This window comes from Arthrobacter sp. ISL-28 (assembly GCF_018613875.1).
Lineage (GTDB): Bacteria > Actinomycetota > Actinomycetes > Actinomycetales > Micrococcaceae > Arthrobacter.
The window spans coordinates 33,468-59,843 of the sequence record NZ_JAGGPJ010000027.1 but is presented as its reverse complement, the minus strand read 5'-3'; the positions used below and the strand labels follow the sequence as shown (position 1 = coordinate 59,843).

Here is a 26,376-nt window from a genome sequence, read left to right as displayed (position 1 = left end):
TCGTTGTCTTGGACGAGAGTCAATCTACCGTGGAAGCGTGAGAAGAGAACCGATCGAATTGGCAGCTGTGGCAACCGCGGCAGTCCCCGGGCTAAGCCCGACTGCAGTGAGCTCCGCCCCGGATGATCCGGCAGACTTCGACTCGGCGCTCCTCCTTGATTCTGAGGGAAAACGCTGGCGGGTCCGCTCGCCGCGCCATGCGGAGGCCAGCACCCGGCTCGAGACGGAGTTCCTGGTTCTCCGTGCCTTCGCCCCGGCCATCCGCGCCGAGCTTCCGTTCCTTATGCCCACGGTGGCAGGAACTGTCCGGCAGAATAACCTGACCACGTTTGTGTATTCCCACCTAACTGGCTCCACGCGCACAGTTGAGGAACTCACCGCCGGCTCCCAGGAACTGGCGAAGGAGATCGGTACCGCCCTGGCCGCCATTCATGATCTTCCCCGCGCACTGGTGAGCAATGCCGATCTGCCCAGTTACACCCCCAATGAGTTCAGGCAGCGCAGGCTGAACGAGCTCGACATGGCAGCCACTACCGGCAAAATCCCGCCACTGCTGCTCCGCCGCTGGGAGCACGCCATGGAGGACGTCTCGCTGTGGCGCTTCAATCCCTGCGTGGTCCACGGCGACCTTCACGAAGACAATCTGCTGGTGGAGGAGGAGCGGGTAACAGCCGTCACCGGCTGGACCGACCTCCGGATTGGCGACCCTGCCGACGATCTGGCGTGGCTGGTCGCCTCCAACGAACAGGAGTTTGTTGATGCGGTGGTGCGCCACTACACCGAACAGCGGCGGGACGTCCCGGACAACCATCTGCTCCGGCGGGCGGCGCTGTCCGCGGAATTCGCCCTGGCCCAGTACCTCGTCAAGGGAATTGCCGCGAACGACCACGACATGATGTCAGAAGCAGAAAGCATGCTAGCGACGCTGGCGGACGACATCGCCGAACACGGCGGGCAGCCGATCAGCGTGGAGCCCCTTCCCCAGCCGGCGGCGCCGCCCGCGCCACCAACCCCGCCCGCGGTCCCGCATGACCCGGCGGCGGGAGCCGGCGAGGTGTCCCCCGGGCTCAATCCTGGCCCGGCGGCCACAGACTCCTCAGCGCAGATGCCCGCCGTGCATGTCACGCCCATTCCCGCCGATGAGAACAGGCCAGCGATCACGGTCACTCCGATCAGGGCGGACGGCCAGGAGAGCCCGGACCACCAGCTCACCGCCGAAGGCCCGGAAGCTCCGGACACCCAGGACGGCCCTGATTCGCAGGACGGCGACCCTGGTCAGGATGGTGAAGCTGGCCGGGAGGGCGACGCCGGCCAGGACAGTGACGCTGCACAGGACGGTGACGCTGCACAGGACGGTCCGGCAGACCCGGGGCCCTCGCGTTCCGCTGACGACACATCCACCACGGCACTCACCATCGTCGACGCCAAGACCCCCTGACCTACGGACCCGGGATCGTCGGCCTGCCTACTGCTCTGGAGCGGCAAGGGCGGCCGCCACGATTGCCTCGAGCTCATCGCCGGAGGCGAGGTCGTGGGGACGGACGACCTGGTTGTCGGCCACGTAGTAGAAGGCAGCCCGTACCTCGTCAACGGGGACGCCCTTGAGCCTGGCCCAGGCAAGCCGGTAGATCGCAAGCTGGACACTCTTCGTTTTCAACTGTCCGGCTGAGGGCCGGCGGCCGGTCTTCCAGTCGACGAGGTCCCAGCCGCCGTCGGCGTCCCGGAAGACGGCGTCGATACGGCCGCGGACCACAACGTCGCCAATCCGGGTCTCGACGGGCACCTCAACATGGGTCGGCGACCGGTGCGCCCATTCGGACTCCCTAAACGTGGCGACCATGTCCTCCAGGCCATAGGCCTCATCAATGTGGGTGTCGGAACCGGGGGCTTCATCGATGTCCAGCATGCCGGGTGTGCCGAAGTATTCCTCCACCCAGGCGTGGAATGCCGTACCTTTGCGGGCGGACATTCCTGGTTCCCGAGGCACTGGCCGCCGGAGCCGCTGCAGCACTGCTTCTGGATCTTCATCAAGGTCAACCAGGGTGGAAGCGGAAATGTGTCCCGGCAGGTGGACGTCCCGGCTGCGTGCCCTGCGGGCCCGGCGCTCGAGGAGCAGGGAAGCCTCCCGTGACCAGTTCGCAGCGCGCGGCTGGAGCGGCTGGCTGTTCCCGCCCCCAGATTCGACGTCGGGCTCCATGCCATGCAGCGCCTGATGACGGATCGCGGCTATCTCCTGCAGCAGCCGGCCCGCTGCATTGTCCATAGCTGTTCGCCTTCCCGGCACAAGCCGGAGCCGCTTCCCGCTGCGCGGATCGATTGGCCCTTCCAGGGGGTCGTACGGCCAGGCGGCCACCTCGAGGTCCTGGGTCAGCGGACTTTCATCCGGCAAGGACTCCTCGTCTACCGATGCCGGGTGGATTTCGGCCACCGTGCCTCCTGCCGGAACCTGACCGGGCTTCTCACCGAGTCCTGCCAGCGGGGCCAACTCCGCCAGGAAGGGCGACATCTCCGCCAGTCCGCCGCGGGCACCGACCCAAGCGGCGCTGGAGACCCACAGCACGTGTTTGGCCCGTGTATATGCGACGTAGGCGAGCCGCCGTTCTTCAGCTTCCCCGTGCGCCTGGACCGCTGCCTTGAAGTCCTTCTCGGCGTCCAGCCACCCTTTCTGGTCCGGCTGGTCCAGGTCCCACTGGGGCAGGTCCGCCCGGTCGCCCCGGAGAGGCCACGGCAGGGCTGCCGAGCCGCTGCTCCACCGGGAATCGCGGCTGCTGGGGAAGGCTCCGGCGTTCAGTCCCGGAACAAAAACCACATCCCATTCGAGTCCCTTTGAGGCGTGCACGGTCAGCAGCTGGACGGCTTCATGGTTGACATCCGACGGCGGCGCGTCAAGGCCGCCCTCCTCGGCCGCGGCGGCTTCGAGCCAGGCGAGGAACGCGAGGACGTCCACCCGGTGGGACGTTTGAAGGAAACCCGCGGCCGCGTCCTGAAAGGCGTCCAGGTTCCGCCTGGCCTGATGAATGCTGAATCCAGGTCTGGCCGCAACCTCGATATCCAGCAGCATGGCACGCTCCACCTCGCCAAGGAGCGTTGTGAGATCGTCCCCGATGAGCGCGCGCAGCTGCCTAAGTTCGGTGGCCAGCTGGTGCAGCCGTTCCAGGGCCGCCGCTGTCAGGGTTCGTCCCTGCGCCGAAGTCCAGCCCTCTTTGGGCAGCCAATCCAGTGCCTCCACCAGACTCGCTGCGTCCGTCAGGTCCCCTTCGATGACCACGCCCGCGGACGGCTCGGGGCCCTCATCGGCAATGGCTGCATCGGCGGCATTCTGTCCACGACGACGTGCGAGGAAGGACGACCAGTCACGGAACGCCATGAGGTCTGCAGGCCCAATGCGCCATCTGGCACCTGCCAGCAGCCGCATCAGGGAGTCCGACCGGCCTGGATCGGCAAGGACCCGGAGCGTTGAGACCAGGTCCACGATTTCCGGAGTGTCCTGCAGTCCGCCGAGTCCCACGATTTCATAGGGGATGCCGTTGGCCTCAAGTTCCCGCCGGATGCACTCCATTTGGGCACGCCGGCGGCACAGCACAGCCATGGCGGGCGGAACCGGTACGGCGGCGGACTGCTTCTCGAAGTCGGTCACCCGAAACCTCAGGAGGTCCCGTGCAATCGCCGCCGCCTCCTCCTCGTCGGTTGCGAACCGTCCCATGATCACCCTGCCCTGGGATGCTGCCGGGCTGGGCTGCAGGGGCGGCACTTCAACGGCTGCCGCCAATGTCCGCTGGCCCGCAGGTCCCGCGGGCGCGCTCAACGGCGCTGAGATGATGTTGGCCGCCGCGAGAATGTTCCGCCCGTTGCGCCAGGCGGTGGTGAGGTAGGAAGTGGGGGCAGGGACAAACCGGACTGAGCCGGATTGGTCATCCTCCACCTTGACGGGGAACTCGCTGACGAAGTGGAACAGCTGCCCTGCTGAAGCGCCGCGGAAACCGTAGATGGACTGGTTGGGGTCGCCCACGGCGGTGACGGCGTGCCCGTCGCCAAAGAGTCTGGAGAAGAGCACCAGCTGCGCATGCGACGTGTCCTGGAATTCGTCCAGCAGCACCACCTTGTACCGCTGGCGTTCCATCTCGGCTGCAAGGGGGATCTCCCGGGATACTCTCGCGGCCAAGGCAACGAGGTCGCCGAAGTCCAGGGCGCCACGTGCCCTTTTTGCGTCAGAATAGCGGGCCACAAGGTCGGCCACGCTGGCCCTCGTCCGCAGCATTGCGCCGAGCTCTCCGGCGGCCTGCGTGGGGTTCTTCTTCGCTCCCGCCACGTACGGCAGGTCCTCAAACGTGGCAAGCCGCTCCATCAACCAGACTTGAACCTCGGCCGCGTCACGGAGGTGCTCTGCGCACTCACCAGCGAGCTGAATAACGGCTTTGACCAGCGTGGACTTGGCCACGCGGAAATGCGAGTACTCTCCGTCGAATGATTCGACGACCTCGCTTGCCAGCTGCCAGGCCTGGGCCCCGCCCAGCAGGACGACGTCGCGTTCAATGCCCAGCCGGAGACCATAGTCCGACACGATGCCACTGGCAAAGGAGTGGTAGGTGGACACCTTCGGTTCCAGTGCCTCGGTGCTGAGAAGCCCGGCCGGGAAAACGGAGTGACCTGCATCCGCTGCTGCAATCCGCTGGAGGGCACCGAGCTTTGCCCGTATACGGCTGGCCAGTTCGCCGGCCGCCTTTCGGGTGAAGGTCACGCCGAGGACTTCCTCGGGTTTGACCCAGCCGTTGGCGACCAGCCAGACGACGCGGTCCGCCATGGTGGCGGTCTTGCCGGACCCTGCACCGGCAATAACCAGCCTGGGTGTCAGCGGCGAAGAGATAATGGCCGATTGTTCAGCAGTGGGCAGGTTCTTTTCCTCCAGCAGGACCGAAAGCTCTTCAGGGCTGAACCTCGGGGCCGGGGGTGTGGAAGTGGGATTCATTCCGTGACCTGCTTTCCCCGTGCACACAGTGGGCACACTTCCGGGAGGCGGCAGCCGTGACCGCCGAAGCCGCCCTTGGAGGGATCATGCCGGGCCTCGAATTCACGGCCCGACATGACGCCGGCCGCCCCTTTCACCATGTCCAGCGCCCAGTTGTCTCCGGGATCCAGCGCGTCCTGGTGCTGGACTCCCGGGCTCTTGGACGTGGTGCCCAGTTGAGCCAGCACGGCCCCGCCCGGCTGAACTCCGGCCGGAATGCCTGGATTGTCGAAGCCACCTGCCAGGACGGCCGCCTGATAGGCGCCGAGCTGGGGATGCCGGCCAAGGTCGCCTTTGCCGGGTTGCCGCTTGCCCGTCTTGAGGTCAACGATGACGAGCCGTCCGTGGGAGTCGATTTCCAGCCGGTCCACCTGGCCGCGGAGTACAGCAGCACGGACTTCCAGGTCCGCCGCTGCATCCGCGTCCGGTTCAGCTACAGCCTGGGTCAGCTGCACCTCGAAGTCCTGCTCAACACCGACGAGTTTTCTGCCTTCGCTGCGCATCACCAGGATGTACTGCGCTAGTTTCCGCACCATCAATTCAGCCCGCTGGAAGTCCAATTTCCCTTCCCAGTTGTCTTTCATGCCCAGCGCGGGCCAGCGCTTGACAAGCTCGGCAACGTACTCGGCGCCGGAACCTTCAGGAATGTCCTGGGCGATGGAGTGCACCAGGGTGCCGAGGCTTCTGGCGAAATCGGTGGCAGCCTCACCGCCCGCCGCCTGGATGAACCAGTCCAGGGGCGATTTCTGGACGGACTCCACTTTTGAAGGCGACACGTAAACTGTGCCGCCGGGCGGGACAATCCGGTCATCGCTGGTCAGGGGAGCCAACCCCCACCAGCTGTCGGGATGCGCTCCGGGCACTGGAGGATTCGCAGTGGCGAGGCGGGCGAGGACGCGGACAGCTTCGGCCGATTCTGCAGCGAACCTGCCGTCCAGCTGCGCGTACTGGCGCAGCTCCGCCACTAATGCACGGAGCGTCAGGGGGCGATCCACGGGAGTGAACCCCCTCGCGTCCTGGTCCGGACGCAGGGGCGCGACGTAGTCCAGAAATGAGGAGGGCTGTTCGTCCTCTGAAGCGACAGCGGTGCAGATCAGCACCTCCTGGGCCCGCGAGACCGCGGTCGAGAAGCTGCGGAGTTCGTCGTACCTGATCTCCCTGAGCCGGCTCAGCGGACCGAGCTGGAGCGCGTACTCCACACCATGCTCCACAGCATCGGCAAACAATGTGCTGCCCAGCAGTTCACCGCGCAGCCTGGTGTTGGGCCAGACGCCTTCCTGGAGTCCTGCAACGATGACCAGCGGCCATTCCCGGCCGGCAGCACTGGCCGGAGTCATCAGCTCCACGGCGTCGTCGACCTGTGCACGAGCGGCGAGCGTGTCCATGGGCAGTTCCTGGTTGAGCAGGTATTCAAGAAACTGCTCCGGGCCGGAGCCCGGCATCTGGTCGACGTAGCGTTCGGCAGTATGGAACAGCGCCATCATGGCGTCCAGGTCACGGTCTGCCCTTGCCCCCACGAGACCGCCGGACAGTGCGGCCGCAGTCCACGTCCCGGCAAGGCCCGTGGAGTTCCACAGAGTCCACAGCACGGTCTCGGCGTTCGCCCCGGTTTCAGCTGCGGCGCGCCGCCCTGCATGGATTATCCTCGCCACGCGCCGCGCTGACCGGCCTTCAATGCCCAGGGAGGCGAGCGCCCCGGGCTCCAGCAGTGCCTCTACGAGCAGCGAGTCGCTGGTTCGTCCGCCGCCGCCAAGAATTTCCTCCCGGCGCAGCGACTGGCGGAGCCTGCGCAGTTCCAGGGAGGTTGCTCCGCCGATCCGGGATGTCAGCAGTGATACCGCGGACTCGGGCGTCAGGACGTCGGAATCGAGAGCCACAGCATAGGCGTCGAGCAAGGGACGCACGGCGACTTCGTCGCGGACGGCCGATTCTGCCACGGGAATCCGTACAGGAATGCCTTGCCCGGACAGGTATCGCTGTAGCTGGCTGAGCTGGCCGCCGTTGCGGACAATAACGGCCATATCCGCCAGGTCACGGCCGTCGTTGATCTGGGCCTCCAGGATCCGTTGCGCCACATACCGCAGCTCGTGCACCGCCGAGGGCAGTAAATGTGCCTCGACCGTTCCGCCGGAGTCCCCGTCATCGTGAGGACAGCCGCCGGGCTGTTCGCCGTCCGGTTCGTCCAGGCGGCGGGCAAGCTGGCCGCCCGCGCGAAGGGAGATCCGGTCGGCAACGCCCAGCCAGGCCCTCGCCACCGCCGGCCGGTGCCTATGCGCATAACGGAGCGGCCTCTCCAGAACCGCCCTGCCGTCGCCCCGGCCTGACAGGAGGCGCGGGAGGTCCGAGACGAGGTCCGGCCGTGCTCCCCTGAATCCCTGGACTACGGTGTCCGGCGAGGATGTGACGAAGACATCCTTGCCGCCGGCGACATCTGCCAGCAGTTCAAAGACCGCAGGATTCGCTTCCTGGATATCGTCAACAAGAATTAGCTGGAGACGATCCCGCTCCGCTGCCAGAAAATCGGGCGAATCCTGGAACAGCTGCCGGGCGGCGGTGATGATGCCGGCGGGATCAAAGGCCTCCGGCATGCGCAGGTCGAGGACATCGCGGTATTCGGCGTACAGCGCCGCCGCCGCGATCCAGTCGGGCCTGCCGCAGTCGTGTCCGAGGTTTTCAAGGTCCTGGGGCGTCCGCCCGGATTCGATGATCCGATCGAACAGCTGCCGCACCTCATGCCGGAAGCCCCGGGTGGGTAGCGCGGCGTTCAGGTCGGCAGGCCAGGGCAGTCCCAGACCGGGTAAGGCGTGGCCTTCCAGCAGTTCCTTGATAATCAGGTCCTGTTCGGGGCCGGACAGGAGGCGCGGGGCCCGGGGCAGCGGCAGGACCCCTTCTGCCTTGGCGCGCCTGATCAGGTCGAAAGCATAGGACGCCCACGTCCGGGCGGGCGTGGTGCTCAGGCTGCGGTTCAACCGTGCGGTGAAACGGTCACGCAGGGTGTCCGCAGCCAGCCTGCCCGGCGCGAGGATGAGGATCCGCTCCGGATCGGCAGCGTTCATCTCCACCCTGCGGACTGCCGCTTCTATGAGAACGGTCGATTTTCCGGTGCCGGGCGCTCCCGGCACCAGCACGGGACCCGAACCCGGGGGCACGCCGACGGCTGCGAGCTGGTCTCCGGAAAGATCGGGAACGGCAGTGTGGACCTGGCGGGGCGGCAGGAGCCGGAGGCCGGTCGCGGAGAGGTGCGGGGCGGTTGCGGCTGGGTCCCAACGCTGCCCGGCGTTGTCCAGTGCTACGGCTTGGGCGAGGGCCACAGCGTCGGCGGGTGCTACAGCGGTTTCCTGGGTGGTTGCGGTCACGGAGACATTCCATCATCTGCCACTGACAATTTGCGCAGCGACGCTTCCAGCCGCTCAGCGATGGCGTCCACGGCGTCGAAGTCGGATTCGGAGGGAGCCCATCGTGCTGCCGCCAAATCCACACGCCAGCGGCCGTCTCCCGTCCTTGCGAACCGGAGGAACTCGCCGCGCAAGGGCGTGCCCTCCTTGAGGTAGTACTGCAGAGCTTCCGCCTCAAGTCCTTCCGGAGCCTCTCCGCTGGCCTTGAGCACGCGCCACCAGGGCACCGCGCTTCCATGGTGGCTCATGACGGAACCGACTTGCCGCGGCCCACCCGAGCCGATCAGTTCAGCGATGTCCCCGTAGGCCACAGCCGAGCCGGCGGGGATAAGTTCCACGACCGCCAGCACCGCCTCAACATACTCCCTGCGCATCGCTCCAGACTATCGGCCCGCACACTATCGGCCGGGCCCCGCGCGGCAGATCAAACCGGAACTCAAGCCAACTCCGGCAGAACGCGCGACACGAACCAAAACTGTCGGAGCCAGCCGGTAGCGTGGAGCCATGAGCACTTGGAACACCCTCCCCCGGGCCGCCTTCGACCTTGAAACCACCGGCCGCAATTCCCGCGCCGCAAGGATCGTGACGGCCTCGGTGACCGTCGTGGATGCAGTCGGAAGCGTCATCCAGGAACATGAATGGCTGGCCGACCCCGGCGTCGAAATTCCCACCGAAGCCAGCGACATCCATGGGATCACCACCGAGCATGCGCGCAGCAATGGGCGGCCGGCAGCAGAGGTCACGCGGGAAGTCGCTGCAGTACTTCAGGAGCTCTTTGACACCGGCGTGCCGGTGATCGCTTTCAACGCCAGCTACGATTTCACGGTCCTCGCCGCTGAATCGGCTCGGTACGGGGTCCCCCAGCTCACCAGGTTTCCGGTTCTCGATCCGTACATCATGAACAAACAGGTGGACCGGTACCGCAAGGGAAAGCGCACTCTGACCGCGCTTTGCGAAGAGTACGGCGTGGACCTCGAAAACGCCCATACTTCTGCCGCCGACGCCCTGGCCACGCTCCGGATGCTGGACGCGATGGCCGGCAAGTTCCCCAAGCTGAAGCTGCCGGCCAGCCAGCTGCATCAGCTCCAGGTGGACTGGGCCGTGAGCCAGGCGGCCGATTTCCAGCAGTACCTGCGCAAAACCAAGCCGGCGGCAGTCATCGAGGGCGACTGGCCTGTCCTGCCCCCTGAGGACGCCAGCAAGGGTGATTTTTAGCCGCCTTCCATTGGCCGGCTGGGACAAAGATCACAACGTCGCGGCCGGCTGCGGGAGACTGAGTGCTTGGCAGCGATTCAGGAACCCGCCAATGCCCTGCCTATACCACCGCAATATCCTCGGCATAACGGCTGATTATGCAGCTGGCAGTGTCAACCACCGAACGATCTTCGTAACTGGCTGCCATATCCCAGCGCTGACATAATTTAGTTCAGAAGCGCGCTTGTGCTAGGCCCTGTACGAGCCCTACCGCCTGAGGATAAATGATCACAGTTACCGACCTGCGCAAGGTCTACCGTCAGGGGAAAAAGGAAGTTGTAGCCCTCGACGGGGTCTCCCTTTCGGTCCCCAAAGGCGCCATCCACGGCATCATCGGCCATTCGGGAGCGGGTAAGTCCACGCTGGTGCGGTGCCTCACCCTGCTGGATCGCCCCACATCCGGCTCCGTGAATATTGATGGCAGGGAACTCAGTTCAGTCAAGGACTCCGAAATCCGGGCGGCCCGACGCCGGATCGGCATGGTGTTCCAGCACGCCAACCTGATGGATTCCCGCACGGCCGCAGGTAACGTCGCGCATCCGCTCGAGCTCGTCAAGACCCCGAAGGACAGGGTCCGGGCGAAGGTCGCGGAACTGCTGAAACTGGTGGGCCTTGAAGGCTTCGAGAATGCCTATCCTTCGCAGCTGTCCGGCGGCCAGCGTCAGCGCGTGGGCATCGCCCGCGCTTTGGCCTCGGACCCCGACGTCCTGCTGTGCGATGAGCCGACATCCGCCCTGGACCCGGCCACAACCGACGAGATCCTCGACCTGATTCAGGACCTGACGCGGCGCCTTCAGCTCACTGTTCTGATCATCACCCATGAAATGCACGTCGTTAAGCGCGTGTGCGGATCCGTGTCGCTCCTGGCCCGGGGCCGCGTCGTCGAAGCCGGCGAGTTGGCCGACGTGGCTGCCGAACTCGACAGCAAACTGGCGCGGGCGCTCCTGCCCCTGCCCGCTTCCGAGCCGCTCAAGGGAGCGCTGCAGGCGGGTCCCGTGCTGGAGATTCTCTTTTCCGGCGACACCGCCAAGGAGCCTGTGCTCACCAGCGTTGCGCGGCATTTCGATATTGACCTCAACGTCCTTGCCGGGAGCGTGGAAACACTCGCCGGCCAGCAGTTCGGACACCTGCGCGTTCAGCTGGCCCAGGGCGCGGATTATGACGCCGTTCTTGGCTACCTCCGCGACCGCGGCATCAGCGCGAAACTGGCGGCCGCCGTCGGCCCGTCTGAGCCGCCTGACGTCGACGTGGACATGCCTGACTTCGTCACCGAGACGGGAGACCTCAAGTGAACGACCTCTTCAGCAATCCTGTCTTGGCTAAGGCCCTTCCCGAAGCCGTTGTTGAAACCCTCCAGATGGTGGGGATCTCCGCTTTCTTCACCGTGCTGATCGGGCTGCCGCTGGGCGTTTTCCTGCATGTCACGGCACCGGGTGGGCTGCGCCCCATGCCGGTCGTCAACCGGATCGTCAGCGACATCGTCGTCAACATCACCCGGTCCATCCCCTTCGCCATCCTGATGGTGGCCCTGATCCCGCTGGCCCGGCTGTTGGTGGGAACCAGCCTCGGACCGGTCGCGGCGTCCGTATCGCTCTCCATCGGAACCATTCCGTTCTTCGCGCGATTGGTTGAAGCCTGTCTCCGGGACGTCCACCACGGCAAGATCGATGCCGCGCAGGTGATGGGTTCCACGAGGATGCAGGTCATCAACAAGGTCATGCTGCCCGAGTCCCTTCCCGCCCTCGTCGCGGCCACAACCACCACCGTGGTCACGCTGGTGGGCTACAGCGCCATGGCAGGCCTCGTCGGCGGCGGCGGCCTGGGGAAACTCGCGTACAACTACGGGTTCCAGCGCTTCGACGTCACGGTCATGATCGTCACCATCGTGCTCATCATCGTCCTGGTCCAGGTCATCCAGTTGACCGGCGAATGGATCTCCCGGAGCCTGGACCACCGCTAAAGCTCCGCCAGCAGTCCGGCCCTATGGCTTCGGACCTGCTCAGACTTCAACGCAGCGAGTAGCCGCTCACTGCATCTGAACCGGACCTCGGCGGCCTGCCGTCGAATTCCAGGCTATTTCGAAAGGAACGCATCCGATGCGTAAATCACTCACCCTTCTCGCCACGGGCATCGTCACGGCCCTGGCGCTGACCGCGTGCGGCGGTTCATCCGCGCCGAGCGCCGAGACCCAGACCCTGGATCCGGCCAAGCCCGCCACGCTCAGCGTCGGCGCCAGCCCGGTGCCGCAGGCCAAGATCCTCGAATTCATCAACCAGGACCTCGCTCCCAAGGCCGGCCTCAAGCTGGACATCAAGGAGATCGAGGACTACCAGACGCCCAACACGGCTCTGAGCGACGGCTCGCTGGACACCAACTATTACCAGCACAAGCCGTGGTTCGATGACCAGGTCAAGACCAAGGGTTACAAGTTCGGCCACGGCGAAGGCGTCCACATCGAGCCGTACGCCGCATTCTCCGAGAAGGTCAAGGACGTCAGCGAGATCAAGGACGGCGCCAAGATCGCCATCACCAACGATCCCTCCAACCAGGTCCGGGCACTGAGGGTTCTCGAAAAGGCCGGCCTGGTCAAGGACATCAAGGACGACACGTCGGTGATCGCCATTACTGATGAGCAGAACCCGAAAAAGCTCAAGTTCTCTGAGAACCAGCCGGAACTGCTGATCAATGACCTGAAGGACCCCTCCGTGGATCTGGCGCTGATCAACGGCAACTTCATCCTCAAGGCCGGCCTCAGCACCAAGGACGCGCTGGCAGTGGAGTCCACGGACAACAACCCGTACGCCAACTTCCTGGCCTGGCGCGAGGAGTCGAAGGACGACGCGCGGATCAAGAAGCTTGAGGAACTCCTCCACTCCCCCGAGGTGAAGGCCTTCATCGAGAAGGAATGGCCCAACGGCGATGTGACCCCGGCCTTCTAGGCCTCGCCTCAACAGTTTCCTAAAAAACTTTGGCACCCGCTGCGGCGGGTGCCAAAGTTTTTTAATGCCCGGCCATGCAGCCCAGGACGACGGCGGGTCAGGCCTTCGCTGAGGCGGCCGCCTTCGCGGCGGCGGGCAGTGCGTCGAAGATCCGGTTCATGGCGGCGTCGTCGTGTGCAGCCGAGAGGAACCAGGCCTCAAAGACGGACGGCGGAAGATAGACGCCGGAGTCCAGCATGGAGTGGAAGAACGGCGCGTACCGGAACACGTCCTGCTTCTGGGCGTCGCTGTAGTTGTGGACGCCGTGCTCCGACGTGCCGAACGCCACCGAGAACAGGTTTCCGGCCCGCTGGATCGAGTGGTCGACGCCTGCGGCGTCCAAAGCCGAGGACAGGGCCGAGGACAGCTCCAGTGAACGGGCGTCCACGAAGGAGTACACGTCGCGTGTGGCGTGGGTGAGCGTGGCGACGCCGGCGGCCATGGCCACCGGGTTTCCGGAGAGTGTGCCGGCCTGGTATACGGGACCGATGGGCGCGAGGTAGTCCATGACGTCGGCACGGCCGCCCAGTGCCGCCGTCGGCATGCCGCCGCCGATCACCTTTCCGAAGGTGAGCAGGTCAGGGGTCCACTTTTCCTCGGCGTCAGCGGCGCCGCCGGTGAGGCCCCAGTAGCCGGCGTAACCGGTACGGAAGCCGGTGAGGACCTCATCCACGATGAGCAGCGCACCGTGGGCGGCCGTGATGCGGGACAGCCCGGCATTGAAGCCCTCGCCCGGGGTGACAACTCCCATGTTGGCCGGTGCCGCTTCGGTAATGACGGCAGCGATGTTGGAGCCGTGCTCAGCGAAGGCGGCCTCGACGGCGTCGAGGTCGTTGTACGGGAGCACGAGGGTTTCGGCAGCAGTGGCGGCCGTGACGCCGGCGGACCCGGGCAGGGCCAAGGTGGCCACCCCGGAGCCGGCCGAGGCGAGCAGTCCGTCGAGGTGGCCGTGATAGCAGCCGGCGAACTTGATCACGAGGTTGCGGCCGGTGAAACCCCGGGCCAATCGGATTGCGGTCATGGTGGCCTCCGTCCCGGTGGACACCATGCGGAGCCGTTCAACGGCGGAAACCCGTTCCTTGACGATGGACGCCAGATTGGCCTCGTCCGGCGTTGACGCTCCGAACGACAGGCCGCGGTCCACGGCAGCGTGTACCGCCTCGAGCACGGCCGGGTGGGCGTGGCCGAGCAGGGCCGGCCCCCATGAGCACACGAGATCAACGTACTCGTTGCCGTCAGCGTCCGTCAGGTAAGCGCCCTTGGCCGAGACCATGAACCGTGGGGTGCCGCCCACGGAGCCAAAGGCCCGGACCGGGGAATTGACGCCGCCCGGCATGAGCTGGCGGGCGCGGTCGAAGAGTTCCTCGTTGCGAGGCATGCTGGAAGTCATGCGTCCTATTCTTTCAGGAGTTCGTTGACGCGGGGTGCCACAGCCGTTCCCAGCAGCTCGATGGAGCGCATCATGGCAGGGTGCGGCAGCGATCCGCTGCTGTATTTGAGGTCGAAGCGGTCGACTCCGAGGTTGTGCTTGAGGCGCACGATCTTCTGAGCCACGGTGTCCGGGGACCCGACGTAGAGGGCACCTTCGGGCATGCACATCGCGTCGAATTCGGCGCGGCTGGCGGGGCCCCAGCCGCGTTCGGCACCGATCCTGTTCCGAAGTTCGAGCCAGTGCGGGAAGTATTCCTCCCGTGCTTCTTCATCGGTCTCAGCAACATGCCCGGGCGAGTGCGTGGCAATCTGCTGCATGGAATGGCCGTACTTGGCCATGGCCTCCCGGTAGAGATTGGCCAGCGGCGCGAAGGACCTGGGCTGGCCGCCGATGATTGCAAAGATGATGGGGTAGCCGTACTCGGCACAGCGCAGCACCGATTCCGGTGTGCCGCCCACGCCGATCCACGTCGGCAGGAGGTGGCCCTCAAGGTGCGGATAGACGGTCAGCCCATTCAGCGCCGGCCGCGTGCGGCCCTCCCAGTGCACGGGTTTCTGCGCGCGGACCTTGTGGAACAGCTCGAGCTTTTCCTCGAAGAGCATTTCGTAGTCCGCCAGGTCGAAGCCGAACAGCGGAAAGGATTCGATGAACGATCCACGGCCGAGCATCACCTCCGCCCGTCCGTTGGAAAGTGCATCCAGCGTGGAGAAGCGCTGGAAGACCCGGATGGGGTCGTCGGAGCTCAGTACCGTGACGGCCGAGCCGAGCCGGATCTGCTTGGTCCGCGCGGCTGCCGCCGCAAGAAAGACTTCGGGCGCGGAGACCGCAAAATCCCGGCGGTGGTGCTCCCCCACAGCGAAGGCATGAAGCCCGACGGCGTCCGCCAGCTCTGCCTGTTCGAGCAGCTGCCGCAGGACCTGGGCATGCGGCGCCATGCTACCGTCCGGTCGGGTCCCGACGTCGCCGAATGTGTTGAGCCCCAAGAGGATTGTGGAAGGACCGACGGGTTCGGTCGGGCCGGCCTGAGGCGAAGAGGCCGCCGGCGATTCGCTCATCAGGCTTCCTTCAGCCAGCCGGCCAGCTCCGTCGCCCAGTAGGTAAGGACCATGTTGGCGCCTGCGCGGCTGATGCCCAAGACGGATTCGGTAATGGCCGCCCGGCGGTCGATCCAGCCGTTGGCCGCGGCGGCCTCGATCATGGCGTACTCCCCTGAGATCTGGTACGCGGCCACCGGGACGGGACTCATCTCGGCGACGTCCCGCAGGATGTCCAGGTAGCTCATCGCGGGTTTGACCATCACCATGTCAGCGCCTTCGGCGAGGTCCAGCTCCACTTCCTGTATGGCCTCGCGCCGGTTGGCCGCATCCATCTGGTAGGTCCGGCGGTCCCCTTTCAGCTGGGAATCGACCGCTTCCCGGAAGGGTCCATAGAACGCCGAGGCGTATTTGGCGGCGTACGCAACGACCGCGGTGTTGACGTGTCCGGCGTCCTCGAGTGCCTGGCGGATGACGCCGATCTGGCCGTCCATCATTCCGGATGGGCCCAGCACGTGGGCCCCGGCGTCAGCCTGGGCCACCGCCATCTTGGCGTAGATGTCCAGGGTGGCGTCGTTGTCCACGTAGCCGTTGCTGTCCAGAACGCCGCAGTGGCCGTGGTCGGTGAATTCATCGAGGCAGACGTCGCTCATGATCACCAGGTCATCGCCCACCTCCGCCCGGACATCACGGATGGCCTTGTTCAGGACCCCCTCCGGATCCAGCGACGCCGTTCCTTCAGCGTCGCGGACCTCCGGAATGCCGAACAGCATGATTCCGCCAACCCCCCGTTCCACAGCTTCCGAGGCGGCCCGCTTGAGGGTCTCGGTGGTGTGCTGCACCACGCCGGGCATTGATGCGATCGGGTTGGGTTCCGAGAGGCCCTCGCGGATGAACGCGGGGAGGATCAGCTCTGCGGGGGCAATCCTGTTCTCTGCGGTGAGCCTGCGCATCGCGGGAGTGGTGCGCAGCCGCCGGGGGCGGTGGTTCGGAAAACTCATGTCCTGTCCTTCACTGTGTGCCTAATGCTGACGAATGGATACCTGTGCTTCCGGAGCCGCCGGTTTCGGGGTGCAGGGCCCTGATGACCGCGGCCACGAGTCCCTCGGGGGTGGACTCAGTGGCTGTGGCGGCCACAGTCAGGCCCAGCGCCTCCGCTTCCGCGGCGGTGGCCTTCCCAATGGCGACGAAGCGGCATGTGCCCAGGGGTGAAAGCAGTGCGCTGATGCGGCGGGCGGCGCTGGGCGAAGCAGCAACGACGGCGGCAAGCCGGCCGTCGTCGACGCGGGCCTTCGCCTCCGCCGGTGTGAGCAGCTCTGCCTCGGCGTGGGACACCGCGGTCCGGGATGCTCGCTGCGCGGGCGATGGTGGCTGGGCCTGGGACGGTCGGTGTGCCGCAAGGCGGCGGCCCGGCTCCGCCGGGTAATCCACTGTGTGATAGGCCACCACGGTCTTCACATTGGCCCCTTGAGCTGTGAGGCGGCGCGCCAGGGCCGGTGCGGCAATATCCGCCTGGGGCAGCAGCACTGCGGCAGGTCCACCGGGCCATTCCCCGGCAAGACCCGCCGCGGAGTGGTCGTGCTGAGGCACGAAGTGCACGGCGATCCCGGCGGCCTCAAGGGCGCCCCGGGTGGACGGGCCGACGGCAGCCACCCGTGTTGCCGCCGGGATCCAGTGGCTCAACGTCACTTTGCGTTCGGCGGCCTTCTCTGCCAGCGCCAGGACTGTGGTGACGCTGCTGACCACGAGCCAGGCATATTTTCCTGCGCCCAGGTCATCAAACGCCTCATCCAGGGCTGCCTGATCCGCGGCCCGTTCGAAGTCCTTGAGCGGCAGCACAAGGGGCTCGGCGCCGGCATGCCGGAGTTGCTCGGCGAGGGCTTCAGACCGCTCCGGGCTCCGGGTGACCAGGACACTGTCACCTTCGAGGGGACGGCGCGTTGCAGGGGGTCGCGTGTCCTGGTGCCCGGCAGGGCCCGGCACCGGACCTTCGCCCCGTTGTCCCATCAGGTGGTCTCCGCCGGCCGGTCAGGAAGCTGTCAGGTCCGCGATGTCAGCAGCACCGGCGGCGAGGAGAACCTCGGCCAATTCGATGCCCAGCAGCGTGGCGCCGACTTCAGTCAGTCCGTCTGTGGCCCTCTTGTCGCGCACCGAGGCCGTGCCGTCAACGGCGCAGACCACTGCGTCTAGGTGGAGCAGACTGCCCTTGCGGTAGGCATAAGCGCCCACCGGAGCGGCACAGCCAGCCTCGAGCCGTGCCAGCAGGGCGCGCTCCGCGGTGACAGCAAGACGTGTGTCCTCGTCATCGAGGGCGGCGAGTGCCTGTGCGAGAACGCCCTGTGCTCCGTCGGTGGAGCCGGCCTTCCGGGGGGCATCGGCGGAGCGGCACTCGATGGCAAGGGACCCCTGCCCCGCAGCCGGCAGCATGATGTCCGTCTCCAGGTATTCGGCAATGGTGTCCAGCCGGCCGATGCGCTCCAGGCCTGCCGCGGCGAGGACCACGGCATCGAGGTCACAGGATTTTCCGTCCACCACGGCCTCGGTGGCGTTTCCCGGCAGGCCGGGAACACGCCCGAGGCGGGTGTCGACGTTGCCGCGGATGTCCACGATGTCCAGGTCAGGACGGACGGCCCGGAGTTGCGCGGCACGCCTGGGCGAGCCGGTGCCCACGCGCGCGCCCTTCGGCAGGTCAGCGAGCTTGAGGCCGTCGCGGGCGCACAGAACGTCGCGGACGTCCACTCGCGGCGGAGTCGCGGCCAGGATAAGTCCCGCAGCCGGGCCGGTGGGAAGGTCTTTCAGGGAGTGCACGGCAACATCGCACTCGTTGCGGAGCAGGGCGTCACGGAGCGCCGCCACGAAGACTCCGGTGCCGCCCATCTGTGACAGTGACCCCTTAAGGACGTCGCCTTCGGTCCTGATGTGCACCAGTTCCACGGGGAAACCCCCGACGGCGGCCAGCAGGTCAGCGGTCTGCTGCGTCTGGGTGAGGGCAAGCTTGCTTGCCCGGGTGCCGATCCGTACAGTCACTGCGCGTCCTGCCTGGCCGAAGGGTACGGGTCATGGCCGGTGCCCACGGTGGTGTCGGCGCCGGCAATGGTTGGCTTTTCGCCGCGGAAGTTGGCACAGCATCCCGGGCGGCAGACGTCGTACCAGGGACCGAGCGGTGTCACGGCGGGGCGATCGGTGATGTTGTTCTGCACTGTCCGTTCGCAGATGAGGTCCACCAGGCCGGACACGAAGCGGCGGTGGGTCCCCGGCGTGGGAACGCGCGTGGCGGCGAGTCCGAGGTCTCTGCAGGTTTCCAGGGCTTCGGTGTCGAGGTCCCAGACCACTTCCATGTGGTCGCTCACAAAGCCGAGCGGCACGATCACGATTCCCTTGACCCCCTGCTTGGACAGGTCCTCAATGGCGTCATTGATGTCGGGCTCGAGCCACGGAACATGCGGGGCGCCGGAACGTGACTGGTAGACCAGGGACCACGGTGCGGAAAGTCCGGTTTCCTCGTCCGCGCGACGCATGACCTCGGTGCCGGTCGCCAGGTGCTGGGCGACATAGGCCGAGCCCTCGGCGAACTCGCGGGGTTCATCCTCGGATTTTCCGGCAGCGTCGGCATCACGGGTGGGGATGGAGTGCGTGGCAAAGAGGACGTGGACGGGAGCGTCCGGCGTCCCCGCGGCAGCGAGCTGCGCACGGACGTCGGCAATTCCGGCGGCCGTGCCCTCGATGAAGGGTTCCACGAAACCGGGGTGGTCGAAGTACTGGCGTACCTTGTCCACCTCGAGCCTGCCGTCGAGCCCCGTCTCCGTCAGCGCCATGCCGATGTCTTCGCGGTACTGGCGGCAGCTGGAGTAACAGGAGTAGGCGCTCGTGGTGACCATGAGCAGCCTGCGGTGGCCGGCGTCGTAAGCGTCCTGGAGGGTTTGCGGGATGTAGGGAGCCCAGTTCCGGTTGCCCCACAGCACCGGCAGGTCGATTCCCCTGGCCGCCAGCTCCGCTTCAAGGGCCGCTTTGAGTTCGCGGTTCTGCTGGTTGATCGGGCTGATGCCGCCGTTGGCACGGTAGTGGTGCGATACCTCTTCCAGCCGCTCGTCGGGGATTCCGCGGCCGCGGGTCACGTTGCGGAGGAAGGGGATCACATCCTCCTGGCCTTCGGGTCCGCCGAAGGAGGCGAGCAGGACGCCGTCATAATCCTTGGGCGCCATCCTGCCGGCTTCCGTCACCGAGTTCACCGCAACCGTGGGGTGCTGGGGATCCAGCGGGCTCATGCCAGGACCTCAGCGATCTCCCCGGCAGAGATGCGGCGGCCGGTGTAGAACGGGATTTCCTCACGCACGTGGTTGCGCGCATCCGTGGAGCGCAGGTGGCGCATCAGGTCCACCAAGTCCACGAGTTCCGGAGCTTCCAGGCCCAGGATCCACTCCCAGTCGCCGAGCGCGAACGATGACACCGTGTTGGAGATGACCTGCGGGAAGTCGCGCCCCAGCATCCCGTGGTCCCGCAGCATTTTGCCGCGCTCCTCGTCCGGCAGCAGGTACCACTCATAGGAGCGGACGAACGGGTAGACGCAGAGCCATTCGGCCGGCGCCACACCGCGTGAAAAAGCAGGGGTGTGGTTCTTGGCGAACTCCGCTTCGCGGTGGACCCCCATGGCGGACCACACCAGTTCGGTTCCTGCGAACAGCTTGCTCCGGCGGATATCGCGGATGGCCTGCTGCAGGGCTTCGGGCTTGGGTCCGTGGAGCCAGACCATGACGTCCGCATCGGCGCGCATGGCGGAGACGTCGTAGCTTCCGCGGTGTGTCACTCCGCCCTCAGCAAGGCGCGCCAGCAGGGCATCAAAATCATCGGCAGCATCGGCACTGCGGATGACGTCTGCGGAGCGCTTGAATACAGTCCAGAGAGTGAAGAACTGCTCGTCTGATTCTTCGGTTTTAGTGACAGATTCGGCAGGAGTGTGGCTCATGGTTACCATACTGCCCCTTCGATGCGTCCAAGTCGAAAAAGCTAACTTCTACAACACGTAGAAGTGGCCAATCTCACACGGAACTGAATTAACACTGGACTGAGTCCGCGGGAACCCGCCGTGTCGGGGAAGGACTTACAGAGACCTGCGGATTCTGAACGCTACGAGACCGGCAGCCCCGGCGAGGACCACCAGCACGGCCCCGGCCCAGACCAGCGGCGAGACCGAGCCTTCGTCGGAAGCGCCGAGAACCGCGCCCGAGTATGGCGCACTGGCGGCGTAGCGGTCGCCAAGGGACGCCATGTTCATCGGGCCGGACAACTCTCCGGAACCCCAGACTCCGGAAGCGCTGCGGCCATAGGCATGCGACCCCGCCGCCTTGGCCTCGCTCGCCTGGGAGCCCTCAGCCGCGGATGTTCCGGCCGCCGATGTTTCGTTTGCCGGTGCCGGCGTAGCATCCGACGGCCCTGTCCCTGCCGGCGCGGGCGCCGGTGTTCCGGCTGCCGGAGTCTGCCCGGGCGCCGGCGGAGTTGCCTGGGCCGGAGCGGGAACTGATTGCTGTGTTGCGGAAGGCGTCGCGCCGGACTCTGGCGTTGCCGAAGGCTCAACCGACGGGGCGGGCGTTGTGGGAGCAGTCGTCGAGGGCTCGGACGGTTGCGACGGAGCCGCGGTGGTGGACGGCGACGGACTGGTAGGCAGCGGCACCGGCGGCGATGGCGTCGTGGACGACAACAGCGAGGGCCCCTCGGGCAACGGCACCAGGGACTCTGTCGGCTCCGACAGCGCGGACGCGGTCGAAAGGGTCGGCGCCGGGTATACCGGCGGATCCTGCTCCCCCGTGAGGGCTGCGGCAGCCCAGGCCTCGAGGTCAGCAGCATCACCGGAGACGGTGGCAGTGAGCCGCGTCCCGGTCCGAGACTCGCCCCCGCTGTCGTCGTCGGCGTCTGGGAGCAATGTGACTCTGTTTAACGAGTCCGTGCTCCCAGAATCTGTGCTGGACGGATCTGTGCTCACCGCGTCTGTGATCCAGGCGGGCGTGGCAGCGTTGGATGCAGGGACTCCTGCGGATAAGACCAGTACCGCTCCGAGCGCTGCTGCTGCTGTGCCACGCCGAAGCCCCCCATGGTTACCGGTCAGCGTACGAAAATTATCGGACTTCTGATCGACCATAGTTATTGACCCTAGACACAAAACGCCGCATGGAGAAACTTGCAAAAAGCGTAACGAAGAGGTAACGGCGGGCGTCTTTGTCACGGGCCCGACGGCACGACGGGCCGATGCCGCCGACTATGGCAGGAAGGCTACTGCAGGAAGTCGTGCAGCTGCGTCCGGGTGTCGGCAACCACTGCGGCCAGCCCGTTCCCGGCGAGCCACCCGCCGACCAGCAGGAGTCCGTCGCTGCCCGCGCAGATCCGGCGGACTTCGGCGACACGCTGCCGGTGCCCGACGGCGGCGAACGGAAGCGCGCCCGCCCACGAGACCACGTCCCAGTCCACCAGGCTTGCCGCTGTCACTGGCACGGTGAGCAGGGCAGACGCGTCCTGGAGGGCGAATTCCAGCAAGTCGGAGTCCGGCAAGGTTGAATCCTCCACGGTCCTCTCGGATCCCGCTGCAGTCCGCGCCGGGTCGGCAGCGTCAATGCGGCCGTAGGAAAGCCTCAGCACGTGCCGGCCCGGCCCCGCTTCCGCCGCCAGCCAGTCCCACTTGCCCGTGGCATGGGTGAGAGCCTTGGCGCGGATACCGGGGGTCTGCGGAGCCACAAGTATGCCGGTACCGCGCGGGCGCCGGTCCAGTTCCGGGAGGTCCACCACAAGCGTTACCAGTCTTACTTCCGGCCCCGCGCCGGGCTGGTGGCCGGCCAGGGTCGGAACAGCGTCCTGAAGCAGGCCGACGGCGGACGGTCCGTCCAGCGCGACGACCAGCATGCCGGCGTCGTACGTCTTGTTCCCGGCGGCAATCCGCCAGCCGTCCGGGATACGCGTGGCGGAGTGGGCCCTGGTGCCGCTGACCAACTCCACGCCCAGCCGGCGGAGATCGGCCACAAGGGCCGCTACGAGGGTGTGCATGCCGCCCCTCAGGCCGGCCACGGCGGAGCCTGCTTTGGCGGCTGCAGTCCCTTCAGTGCCGCCTTCAGCGGGACCGCGGCGCTGGGCGGCGACAGCGGCCGCCAGCGATCCGTGCCGGGTAATTCCGGCGCGGAGGCCGGGAGCCACCATGTCCACATCGAGCAGTCCGGGATCCGCTGAATGCACCCCGCCCACCACGGGCTCCACCAGCCGGGTGAGAACGCGCCGGCCCATCCTGGTCCGGACCAGGGAGGAGACACTGGCGACGTCGGCCGTGGTGCCCACGGAGGCCGGGAGGATCCTGTCCAGCGAGGCGCGGAGCGAGCCGCTGATCCCCAGGGACCGGCGCACTTCCGGATCCCACGGATTGGCAGGAATGCCCAGGACGCCGGTCTTGGGAAGTTCGCGCGGCCCGTCCGGCAGCTGCACCCAGGCACCGCCGGGATGGGGCGCGACGATCTGGCCGGAAAGCCCCAGCTCCGCGGCGAGATCCGCCACCGAGCTGGAACGCGTGGCGAACGACTCGGCGCCGCTGTCCAACGCGAGTCCGGCAACGTCATGCCGGCCAACGCAGCCGCCCCAGGAATCTGTGGCTTCTAGCAGCGTGGTGACAAATCCGGACTGGGCCAGTTCCCTTGCCGCCAGGAGACCCGAGATGCCGCCGCCCACCACCAGAGCAGTCCGTGCGGCGGCCGGAGAGCTTCCCGCGCCCACGGCCTTACTCCGGGGAGATGGAGTGGATAAGTTCGACGACACGCGTCAGCACGTCCGGATCGGTTTCCGGCGGCACGCCGTGGCCGAGGTTCAGGACGTGGCCGGGCGCAGAGGCGCCGGAGGCGATGACCTCCCGGACGTGCGTTTCAAGCACGTCCCACGGCGCGGAGAGGAGCGCCGGATCGATGTTGCCCTGGAGCGGCACGGTGCCGCCCAGCCGGCGGTTCGCCTCTTCAAGGGGCAGCCGGTAGTCGACGCCCACGACATCCACGCCGACGTCGCGCATGGCCACCAGCAGCTCCGACGTTCCGGTGCCGAAATGGATCAGCGGTGCGCCGAGGTGCCGGACGTGGTCCAGGGCACGCGCTGACGCCGGTGCGGCGAAGCGGGTGTAGTCCGCCAGGCCCAGGGAACCGGCCCAGGAATCGAACAGCTGACCGGCTGAAGCGCCGGCTTCGAGCTGGGCACGCAGGAACATGCCTGACGTATCGGCGGCCCAGTTGGCGAGGGCAGTCCAGGTTTCCGGATCCGCGTGCATCATGGTGCGCGGGCCGAGGTGGTCGCGGGACGGCTTGCCCTCCACCATGTAGGCCGCAAGGGTGAAGGGCGCGCCCGCAAATCCAATGAGCGGCGTCTTGCCCAGCTGGGCCACCGTCAGCCGGACGGCTTCCCGGATCGGCGCCAGCGCCTCCCAGGTGAGCTGGGGCAGGGCTGCAACGTCGGCTGCGCTGCGGACGGGCTTGTCCAGGACCGGGCCGACACCGGGCACGATGTCCACCCCGACGCCGGCCAGCTTGAGCGGGATGACGATGTCCGAGAAGAAGATGGCAGCATCGACGCCGTGGCGGCGCACGGGCTGCAGGGTGATCTCCGAGGCCAGTTCAGGGCGCAGGCAGGAGTCCAGCATGGCCACACCTTCGCGCACCTTCAGGTATTCAGGCAGGGACCTCCCGGCCTGGCGCATGAACCACACCGGCCGGCGGCTCGGCTTGCCCCCGCGGTAGGCGGTAATGAGCGGCGAGTCGGCAGTGCGCCCGTCCATGAGCGGATGGCCCGCATCCAGAACCGTGCCGGGAGATGTTGCAGCGCTAAAAGTCATGCCTTTGATTGTGCCGAATATCGGCCCCAAAAGATAACGACGGGCTGTCACCTCAGTGGCCGCCACCGGTCCACGTGACGGGAATCACATGGCCGGCGGCGCGGCATCCCCGGCCAGGGGTTGTTCTACGCGGCTGCGAAAAAGCTATGATTGTCCTGCTGTGGTTCTTTTTTCATTGGTGGCTACACACGCCGACATCGACCTCGAAACCGTTGCTCAGCTGAGCAACGGTTCTTCAGGCATCGCAACATCCGCCCTCGCCGGATCGCCGGCAGTGACGGGTGCGGTTGTCCTTGCCACCTGCAACCGCTACGAAATCTATGGCGAAGCGTCCCATGCTGACGACGTGGAAGCTGCCCGCGCCGCGCTCGTCGGGCAGATCAGCGAGACGAGCGGACTCAGCGAACAGCTCGTGTCCCGGTCCTTTAGCACCCGGACGGGCCCGGAGGTGAGCGAGCACCTTTTTGCCGTCAGCTCAGGGCTTGACTCGGCGGTGGTCGGAGAACGCGAAATCGCCGGGCAGGTCAGACGGGCGTTGATTACCGCACAGCACGAGGGCACGGCCAGCTCCGGCCTGGTCCGCCTTTTCCAGGCCGCTTCCAAGACGGCAAAGGACGTCGGTGCGCAGACCGCGCTCGGCTCAAGGGGGCTGTCCATCGTTTCGGTGGCCCTCGACCTCGCCACAGATCTTTCTGAAGACGCCGATTGGTCCACGAAGAAAGTGGTCGTATTCGGCACCGGCGCCTACGCGGGTGCCACCATGGCCCTGCTGCGCGAACGCGGCTGCCGCGACATCTCCGTCTTCTCCTCCTCCGGCCGGGCAGCCACTTTCGTGGCCACGCGCGGCGGCACAGCACTCGACGGCGAGACCCTCCGCCCCGCCGTCGCCGCCGCCGACGTCATGATCGGCTGCAGCGGCTCGGACACCCGGGTGGAGGCCGCGGAGCTTGCAGAGGTCCGTGCCGGCTCTACCCGGCCCCTGATCGCCATCGACCTGGCGCTCACCCATGATTTTGATCCCGCGGTTGGAGAGCTGGACGGCGTCGAGCTCCTCACGCTGGAGTCCGTACGGCTTGCGGCTCCGGAGGAACAGGCGGAGTCCCTGGCCCAGGCAAGCAGCATTGTGTCGGGTGCGGCAAAGGCCTTCGAGCAGGAACGCGAGGCACGGTCCGTGGACACGGCCATCGTGGCGCTGCGCCGCCACACCATGAACGTTCTGGACGCGGAAATGGAAAAGGTGCGCGCCCGCCACGGCTGCACCGCCGCGGCCGAAGAGGTCGAGTTCGCCCTCCGCCGCATGGTGAAGCAGCTGCTTCACGTCCCAACGGTCAGGGCTCGGGAGCTCGCGGCCAACGGCCAGCAGGACGATTACGTTGCCGCGCTGGAAACTTTGTACGGCATCACCGTGGACCAGTCCGCCGCAGCTGCCACGGCCGAGTGCCCGGTTGACCACAGCCAGCTGGCTCCGTCCCAGCTACCCGAGACAGATTCCCGGAGGGAATCCGCCTAACATCCGGCAGTCTGCCGGCGTCGCGCCAAGGGGTTCGAGTCTCGCCGCAGGCGTCACGCGTCAAGGTTTCACCGCGGTCCAAGCATCGCATTCCAAGGTTTCCATAGGTTCTGTGCGGACCATGGGTGCAACTCGTGAAACCTATTGGGGGTGCGAAGAGTGAATCCTGATTCCCGCACGATTTCCGGGCCGCTCCTGAGCCGCCGACAGTTCGGACTGGTGGTGGGCGGCGGTGCCTTCCTGCTGGTGGCCGGCGGAACATACGGCGCCGTGTCCCGAAGAGGCCCTCATGCGGCCCCGCCCACGGACACCGGCTTCGGTTCCCTCTCAGTCACCCGTGCCGGGCGCCTCGCCCGGCTGGATGCGCAGGGAAATCAGGCCTTCCTGTCCGTGGACGCCGCAGCCGCCTGGCTCACTGGCGGCGCAGCCCTGGCTGCAGGGTCAGTCGCTGCTGTTGCCGGCAGCTACCACCGGGCCGCAAGCCCGGCCAGCGTCACCACCAGCCTCAACGGCGGCGACCACGGCCACGGCGGGGGAACGCAGCCGGTTCCCCGCTGGCCCCAGCCGGTCAATCTGACCTGGGGCGACGTGGTCCTGGTTGAGGTGGAACTGACCAACGCTAGTCCGGAGCCGGTGCTGTTCAGCCCGGGGCAGCTCCGCCTGAGGCTGGCACCTGCGGCCACCACAGTCACGCCCCAGGATGCGGGCCGTGGTCCCGGAACCATCGCCGCCGGGGCCACGGAGCACCACTGGATCAGCTATCTGGCACCCCTTGGATCCACCGCCATGGACCTGGAGTTCACGGATCCCTGGGAGGACTGGACACTGGGAGTTTCCTTGCCGGCGCTGGCCGCATGAGGTCCGGCACTGCGGCCAGCCGTGCCAGGCTGGTTAGGCGTGCCAAGCCGGCCTGCCCGGCTGTTGGC

At 66.7% G+C, this 26,376-nt stretch carries 21 protein-coding genes; 8 read left to right on the top strand and 13 right to left on the bottom strand.

What is annotated here, in order from left to right:
- Positions 1-37 precede the first annotated feature (37 nt).
- Positions 38-1,438 carry a phosphotransferase gene (locus J7E80_RS17210; RefSeq protein ID WP_215053456.1) on the top strand — a complete coding sequence of 467 codons (1,401 nt, stop codon included), beginning with the start codon at positions 38-40 and terminating at the stop codon, positions 1,436-1,438.
- A 27-nt stretch (positions 1,439-1,465) separates the two neighbouring features.
- On the opposite strand, the gene J7E80_RS17205 is transcribed toward J7E80_RS17210, so the two are convergent.
- From J7E80_RS17205 to J7E80_RS17195, 3 genes are all read right to left on the bottom strand, one after another.
- Positions 1,466-4,966, bottom strand: a complete 3,501-nt coding sequence (locus tag J7E80_RS17205) for an ATP-dependent DNA helicase (RefSeq protein WP_215053455.1) — start codon at positions 4,964-4,966, stop codon at positions 1,466-1,468.
- Entirely contained in the window at positions 4,963-8,220 is a 3,258-nt protein-coding gene (locus J7E80_RS17200) for an ATP-dependent DNA helicase (protein WP_251037038.1), read from the bottom strand. Before J7E80_RS17200 ends, J7E80_RS17205 begins: the two co-directional genes overlap by 4 nt.
- Before the next feature lie 137 nt (positions 8,221-8,357).
- Positions 8,358-8,774: an MGMT family protein gene (locus tag J7E80_RS17195; protein ID WP_215053453.1), complete on the bottom strand. Its 417-nt coding sequence runs from the start codon at positions 8,772-8,774 to the stop codon at positions 8,358-8,360.
- A 130-nt stretch (positions 8,775-8,904) separates the two neighbouring features.
- On the opposite strand from J7E80_RS17195, the gene J7E80_RS17190 reads away from it, so the two are divergent.
- The 4 genes from J7E80_RS17190 to J7E80_RS17175 all read left to right on the top strand — a co-directional run bounded on the left by J7E80_RS17190 (position 8,905) and on the right by J7E80_RS17175 (position 12,593).
- Positions 8,905-9,615: a 3'-5' exonuclease gene (locus tag J7E80_RS17190; RefSeq protein ID WP_215053452.1), complete on the top strand. Its 711-nt coding sequence runs from the start codon at positions 8,905-8,907 to the stop codon at positions 9,613-9,615.
- A 263-nt stretch (positions 9,616-9,878) separates the two neighbouring features.
- Positions 9,879-10,946: a methionine ABC transporter ATP-binding protein gene (locus J7E80_RS17185; RefSeq protein WP_215053451.1), complete on the top strand. Its 1,068-nt coding sequence runs from the start codon at positions 9,879-9,881 to the stop codon at positions 10,944-10,946.
- Positions 10,943-11,614 (top strand): methionine ABC transporter permease, encoded by a 672-nt coding sequence (locus tag J7E80_RS17180; RefSeq protein ID WP_215053450.1) that lies wholly within the window; start codon positions 10,943-10,945, stop codon positions 11,612-11,614. The genes J7E80_RS17185 and J7E80_RS17180 overlap by 4 nt, the downstream gene beginning before the upstream one ends.
- A gap of 136 nt (positions 11,615-11,750) precedes the next feature.
- Positions 11,751-12,593, top strand: coding sequence for a MetQ/NlpA family ABC transporter substrate-binding protein (locus J7E80_RS17175; protein ID WP_215053449.1), 843 nt, complete (start codon positions 11,751-11,753; stop codon positions 12,591-12,593).
- Between the two features lie 97 nt (positions 12,594-12,690).
- Here J7E80_RS17175 and hemL read toward each other — a convergent pair whose 3' ends face one another.
- From hemL to J7E80_RS17135, 8 genes are all read right to left on the bottom strand, one after another.
- Positions 12,691-14,022, bottom strand: coding sequence for a glutamate-1-semialdehyde 2,1-aminomutase (gene hemL / locus J7E80_RS17170; protein ID WP_215053448.1), 1,332 nt, complete (start codon positions 14,020-14,022; stop codon positions 12,691-12,693).
- A 5-nt stretch (positions 14,023-14,027) separates the two neighbouring features.
- Positions 14,028-15,119, bottom strand: coding sequence for an LLM class flavin-dependent oxidoreductase (locus tag J7E80_RS17165; RefSeq protein ID WP_215053447.1), 1,092 nt, complete (start codon positions 15,117-15,119; stop codon positions 14,028-14,030).
- The gene (gene hemB / locus J7E80_RS17160; RefSeq protein ID WP_215053446.1) at positions 15,119-16,099 is read right to left on the bottom strand and encodes a porphobilinogen synthase; all 981 of its coding nucleotides are present in this window, start codon (positions 16,097-16,099) and stop codon (positions 15,119-15,121) included. Before hemB ends, J7E80_RS17165 begins: the two co-directional genes overlap by 1 nt.
- A gap of 10 nt (positions 16,100-16,109) precedes the next feature.
- Positions 16,110-17,105 carry a uroporphyrinogen-III synthase gene (locus tag J7E80_RS17155; protein ID WP_215053445.1) on the bottom strand — a complete coding sequence of 332 codons (996 nt, stop codon included), beginning with the start codon at positions 17,103-17,105 and terminating at the stop codon, positions 16,110-16,112.
- 21 nt (positions 17,106-17,126) lie between these two features.
- Complete coding sequence (gene hemC, locus J7E80_RS17150; protein WP_215053444.1) at positions 17,127-18,125, bottom strand: hydroxymethylbilane synthase; 999 nt, start codon at positions 18,123-18,125, stop codon at positions 17,127-17,129.
- On the bottom strand, positions 18,122-19,363 hold the full coding sequence (locus tag J7E80_RS17145; protein ID WP_215053443.1) for a ferrochelatase: 1,242 nt from the start codon (positions 19,361-19,363) through the stop codon (positions 18,122-18,124). Before J7E80_RS17145 ends, hemC begins: the two co-directional genes overlap by 4 nt.
- Positions 19,360-20,061: a hydrogen peroxide-dependent heme synthase gene (hemQ, locus tag J7E80_RS17140; RefSeq protein WP_215053442.1), complete on the bottom strand. Its 702-nt coding sequence runs from the start codon at positions 20,059-20,061 to the stop codon at positions 19,360-19,362. The genes J7E80_RS17145 and hemQ overlap by 4 nt, the downstream gene beginning before the upstream one ends.
- Before the next feature lie 135 nt (positions 20,062-20,196).
- The gene (locus J7E80_RS17135; RefSeq protein WP_215053441.1) at positions 20,197-20,370 is read right to left on the bottom strand and encodes a hypothetical protein; all 174 of its coding nucleotides are present in this window, start codon (positions 20,368-20,370) and stop codon (positions 20,197-20,199) included.
- Positions 20,371-20,440: 70 nt separating this feature from the next.
- On the opposite strand from J7E80_RS17135, the gene J7E80_RS17130 reads away from it, so the two are divergent.
- Complete coding sequence (locus J7E80_RS17130) at positions 20,441-21,223, top strand: hypothetical protein (RefSeq protein WP_215053440.1); 783 nt, start codon at positions 20,441-20,443, stop codon at positions 21,221-21,223.
- 139 nt (positions 21,224-21,362) lie between these two features.
- Here the strand turns inward: J7E80_RS17130 and hemG are convergent, their stop codons facing one another.
- Positions 21,363-22,841, bottom strand: coding sequence for a protoporphyrinogen oxidase (gene hemG, locus J7E80_RS17125; protein ID WP_311380867.1), 1,479 nt, complete (start codon positions 22,839-22,841; stop codon positions 21,363-21,365).
- Between the two features lie 4 nt (positions 22,842-22,845).
- Positions 22,846-23,940 (bottom strand): uroporphyrinogen decarboxylase, encoded by a 1,095-nt coding sequence (hemE, locus tag J7E80_RS17120; RefSeq protein WP_215053439.1) that lies wholly within the window; start codon positions 23,938-23,940, stop codon positions 22,846-22,848.
- 160 nt (positions 23,941-24,100) lie between these two features.
- On the opposite strand from hemE, the gene J7E80_RS17115 reads away from it, so the two are divergent.
- Both J7E80_RS17115 and J7E80_RS17110 read left to right on the top strand, forming a co-directional pair.
- The gene (locus tag J7E80_RS17115) at positions 24,101-25,450 is read left to right on the top strand and encodes a glutamyl-tRNA reductase (RefSeq protein WP_215053438.1); all 1,350 of its coding nucleotides are present in this window, start codon (positions 24,101-24,103) and stop codon (positions 25,448-25,450) included.
- A 159-nt stretch (positions 25,451-25,609) separates the two neighbouring features.
- Entirely contained in the window at positions 25,610-26,308 is a 699-nt protein-coding gene (locus tag J7E80_RS17110; RefSeq protein ID WP_215053437.1) for a hypothetical protein, read from the top strand.
- Positions 26,309-26,376: the final 68 nt, after the last annotated feature.